The sequence below is a fragment of the Streptomyces rectiviolaceus genome (genome assembly GCF_039533825.1).
In the GTDB taxonomy this organism is placed as follows: domain Bacteria; phylum Actinomycetota; class Actinomycetes; order Streptomycetales; family Streptomycetaceae; genus Streptomyces; species Streptomyces rectiviolaceus.
Genome location: NZ_BAAAUG010000114.1, coordinates 1 through 4,261 on the forward strand (window position 1 = coordinate 1; position 4,261 = coordinate 4,261).

At 74.3% G+C, this 4,261-nt stretch carries 2 protein-coding genes and 1 pseudogene; all 3 read right to left on the reverse strand.

Going from position 1 to position 4,261, the window contains the following annotated elements; all coding sequences use genetic code 11:
- Positions 1 to 61 precede the first annotated feature (61 nt).
- Positions 62 to 1,912, reverse strand: coding sequence for a hypothetical protein (locus ABD378_RS28955; protein WP_344525424.1), 1,851 nt, complete (start codon positions 1,910 to 1,912; stop codon positions 62 to 64).
- A 336-nt stretch (positions 1,913 to 2,248) separates the two neighbouring features.
- Positions 2,249 to 3,502, reverse strand: a complete 1,254-nt coding sequence (purD, locus tag ABD378_RS28960; RefSeq protein ID WP_344525426.1) for a phosphoribosylamine--glycine ligase — start codon at positions 3,500 to 3,502, stop codon at positions 2,249 to 2,251.
- A 586-nt stretch (positions 3,503 to 4,088) separates the two neighbouring features.
- A pseudogene (locus ABD378_RS28965) lies at positions 4,089 to 4,261 on the reverse strand (DNA polymerase III subunit gamma/tau); the annotation flags it as partial.

The following is a 4,261-nucleotide window of genomic DNA, read 5'->3' on the forward strand; positions in this document are numbered from 1 at the left end:
GCGCGGGCCGGGGGGCCGAGGACGGGCTTTGGCCAAGCGGCCCGGGGGGGGCGGGCTTGGGTTAGACCAGGCGGACCGGTTTTTCTGGGCGGACGCCCAGGCGGGCCAGCCAGCCGCGCAGCGGGATGGGGTCGCCGTCCTCCACGAGGCTCAGGACGTGCGGCGAGAGGTCCGCCGCGCGCTCGCCGTCGATCAGGAGGGACGGGCCGTCCAGCCAGTCGAGGCCGGGGGCCGCGCCCGCCGTGTCCACGGCCGCGCAGCAGACCAGCGCCGTGACGTGATCGGCCAGCAACTCCCGTCCCGTGCGCGGCGGCTGGAGCGGGAACAGCGGCAGCATGCCGTCGTCCCAGAGCGCGTCGTCAGGGCCCTGTCCCGTGGGCGCGGGGCGGGGCGGGGCAGCGGCTTCCTCGCGGGCGAGCTCCGCCGTGAGGCCTGCGGCCAGGAGTCCGCCGGGGCCGTCGGTGGATTCTTCGACGTCGGGGAAGTCTTCGCCGTCGGGGATGAGGTCCAGGGGGTGGGCCTGGGCCGGGACGTGTTCCGGGTCGGCTTCGGCGTCCACCGCGGCCGTGGCCGCGGTGGGCTCGGCGGGGTTCGTCCCGTCGCCCTCCGCCGTCAGATGGTCCAGTACGCGGCCCAGCGTCGGCCTCTTGGAGTCGGGTGCCGTCGGGTCGGCGGAGTGGCTGACGCCCAGGGAGTCCAGGACCCGGTGGAGGCGGGCCGCGTCCATGCGCCACTTGCGGTCGACGACCTCGTCCGGATACTCCTGCCACGCCACCGGAGCCCAGTCCGGGCCCTGCTCGGCGGGGCCACCATGGAAGAGGCGGGCGGCGAGCAGCGAAGCCGCCTCGTCCACCGAGCCCGGCTCCTCCAGGAGGTCACAGGCGGGGCGCTCGCCCAGGCGGGACGTGAAGCCCTCGGCCAGACGGTCCCTGCGGGAGAGCTCGGTGAGGGCGGAGACGACGCCCGCGTCAAGGCGCGACGGCCAGCGGCCCATCCGCCAGGCGGGCAGCGCGACCTTGGTCAGGAGGCGGTCCCACCCTGCGTACGCCAGGCCCACCTGCTCCTGGGCGACGATCCGCACGCCGTAGTCCACGGCCTGAGCGCGCTCGGCGGCGGCTGCCGCGACCCCGCGCTCCATCTCACCGGCATGCCCCCGGCAGCTGCGCAGCAGCAGCCGCGTGACCCATCCGGCGCCGCCCAGGACCGCGCGCACGAGCGGACCTCGCCCCGGTGCGGAGGTGACCGCGACCGCGGCGTCGAGCCCGCGGATGAAGCGCCGGGCCGCGGCTATGTCGGGATGCGCCGAGGGACCTGTGCCCGCAACGACCGGGGCGAGCACCGCGCGGAGCTCGCCGACCCGCATCCACCACAGGAACGGGGAGCCGATGACGAGCACCGGAGCCACGGGGGCCTGGCGGCGCGGGGCAGGGCGACTGTCACGTACGCCGTTGGCCTCGTCCTTGTCCTGCGCCGGGCCGGTGGCCTCCGCGGGCGGGCCGTGCGCCGGGTGCGTGCGGTCCTCGAGCCAGCTGTCGCAGTCCGGGGTGAGCGCTATCGCCGAGGGAGCGGGCACGTCCAGGCGGTCGGCGAGGTCCCGCACCATGCGATACAGATCGGGGGCCGAGCCCTCGGCGATCGGGACGGTCGGGCTGACGGCGGGCCTGGACCGCGCGACCACGAGCGCGATGCCCGCGGCGGCGAGCAGGACGACGACGGCTACGGCGATCACGACGCCACGCACGGCGTCCCAACTCCCGCCGGTCATATGGCCCGTGGCCCCGCCGGCGATCAGCACGACGGCGACGGCCGCGGGCAGCAGTGCGACGGCCAGCGCCCTGCTGCGGATGCGCAGCACGGCGAGCGCCTGGGAACGCGCGGACTGCACGCCCACCTCCACACCCGTACCTGACACGACCGATGTCACCCCCTGCTGCCTGTGCCGCCTGCTGCCCGGCCGGGGGCCGGGACGACGGGCGGACGGCAGCCGCCGATGGATTTGCTCACTCCCCCACTGTGGCACCCGCCACTGACATCGCAATGCCGGTGGTCTGTTTGGCTCTGGGCGCCTGAACCGCTTGCGCCGCACCCTAGTTGGGGCGCCGGGCATCGTCAGCCGGATGGGCCAGCGGTCACTCGATCGAATGGCTTTGGGCAGAGGTATATGACGGTCAGGCCCCGGATCCAGTGTCAGATCCGGGGCCTGTGAGCCGTTGGTGGGTGGCGCGTGGGGCGCGTGGGCGACCTTTGACTACGCCTCTGCCGCCGCCTTCGCCGCGATGTCCGTGCGGTGCTGGGAGCCGTCGAGGCGGATGCGGGACAGCGCCGCGTACGCGCGCTCGCGCGCCGCGGTCAGGTCCGTGCCGGTCGCCGTCACGGAGAGCACACGGCCGCCCGCGCTGACCACGGCGTCGCCGTCGCGCTTCGTCCCCGCGTGCAGGACGTACGCGTCCGGGGCATCCTGTGCCGCGACATCGCCAAGGCCCTCGATGGGGTCGCCGGTGCGCGGGGTCTCCGGGTAGTTGTGCGAGGCGATGACCACGGTCACCGCGGCGTCGTCGCTCCAGCGCAGCGGCGGGAGGTCGACGAGGGTGCCGTTCGCGGCGGCCAGCAGGACTCCGGCGAGCGGGGTCTTCAGGCGGGCGAGGACGACCTGCGTCTCCGGGTCCCCGAAGCGGGCGTTGAACTCGATGACGCGTACGCCGCGGCTGGTGATCGCGAGGCCCGCGTACAGCAGCCCCGAGAACGGGGTGCCGCGTCGCCGCAGCTCGTCGACGGTCGGCTGCAGCACGCTCTGCATGACCTCGTCGACCAGCTTCGGGTCGGCCCAGGGGAGGGGCGAGTAGGCGCCCATGCCGCCCGTGTTCGGCCCTTCGTCCCCGTCGAGCGCGCGCTTGAAGTCCTGCGCGGGCTGGAGCGGTACGACGGTGACGCCGTCCGTGATGGCGAAGAGGGAGACTTCGGGGCCGTCGAGGAACTCCTCGATGACGACGCGGTCGCAGGCGAGGGCGTGGGTGCGGGCGGCCTCGACGTCGTCCGTCACGACGACGCCCTTGCCGGCGGCGAGCCCGTCGTCCTTGACGACGTACGGCGCTCCGAAGGCGTCGAGGGCTTCGTCGACCTCGTCGGGGGTCGTGCAGACGTACGACCGGGCGGTGGGAACGTTCGCGCCCGCCATCACGTCCTTGGCGAAGGCCTTGGAACCCTCCAGCTCGGCGGCCTCCTCGGAGGGACCGAAGCAGGGGATTCCGGCGGCGCGTACGGCGTCGGCGACTCCGGCGACCAGGGGCGCCTCCGGGCCCACGATCACAAGACCGGCGCCGAGGGTGGTGGCGAGGGCGGCCACCGCGCTGCCGTCGAGGGCGTCGACCGGGTGCAGCTCGGCCACGTCCGCGATGCCGGCGTTGCCGGGGGCGCAGTACAGGGCGGAGACGTCGGGGTCGAGGGACAGAGAGCGGCACAGGGCGTGTTCGCGGGCACCACTGCCGATGACGAGGACCTTCACGGGCGTCAGCCTAGCTGGCGCGGGCCAGTGCGTTCGTACGGGAGCCCCAGGTCCAGGGCCTCCGCCGGTTGTACGTTCCTCCAGAACCCGGGGTCCAATTCGCTTCCCGTGGCTGCGGGTGCCCTGCCTTCGTCTGCGGGCCGCACCCTGACTAGCCGCCGCTGCGCGGCGAATCTCTCCCGCCCACCCACCCGATTGCCCCGTGGCGCCTCCACGTGGGGACGGGGCGGGGCGGCGTCATTGCCCATACGTCGGGGGCGCGCTGCGGGGTAAACGGGTGGGCGGGCGGGGAACATCCGCCGCGCAGCGGCGGGACAGAAGCAGAACCGGCCGCACGGCAGACGCAGACGCCCCTACGCCGCAGGCGCGCTGCGGGGTAAACGGGCGGGTGGGCGGGGAACATCCGCCGCGCAGCGGCGGGACAGGGACCGAACCCACCGAGCCCCCTACGTCGGAGGCGCACCGCCGGGTAAACGGGCGGGTGGGCGGGACAGAGGCAGAAACGGCCGAGCTCAGCAACGCCGGAGGCGCACTGTGGGGCAGGAACAAAACCGGCCGTGCCCGGCGGGCTAAGACGCCCCCGCGGTCAGGGTTCGTTGTTGTATTCCTCGACGATCGTGGCGCCGAGTTCGCGGACGATCAGATCGTGGCCGGACAGGGCCGACTCGACCAGGTCGGGGTCGTCGTCCGCCCAGGTGTCGTCCTCCGGGGAGACATGGTCCGGGACCCGCCGCTCCGGGGCCGGAGCGGGAGCCGGGG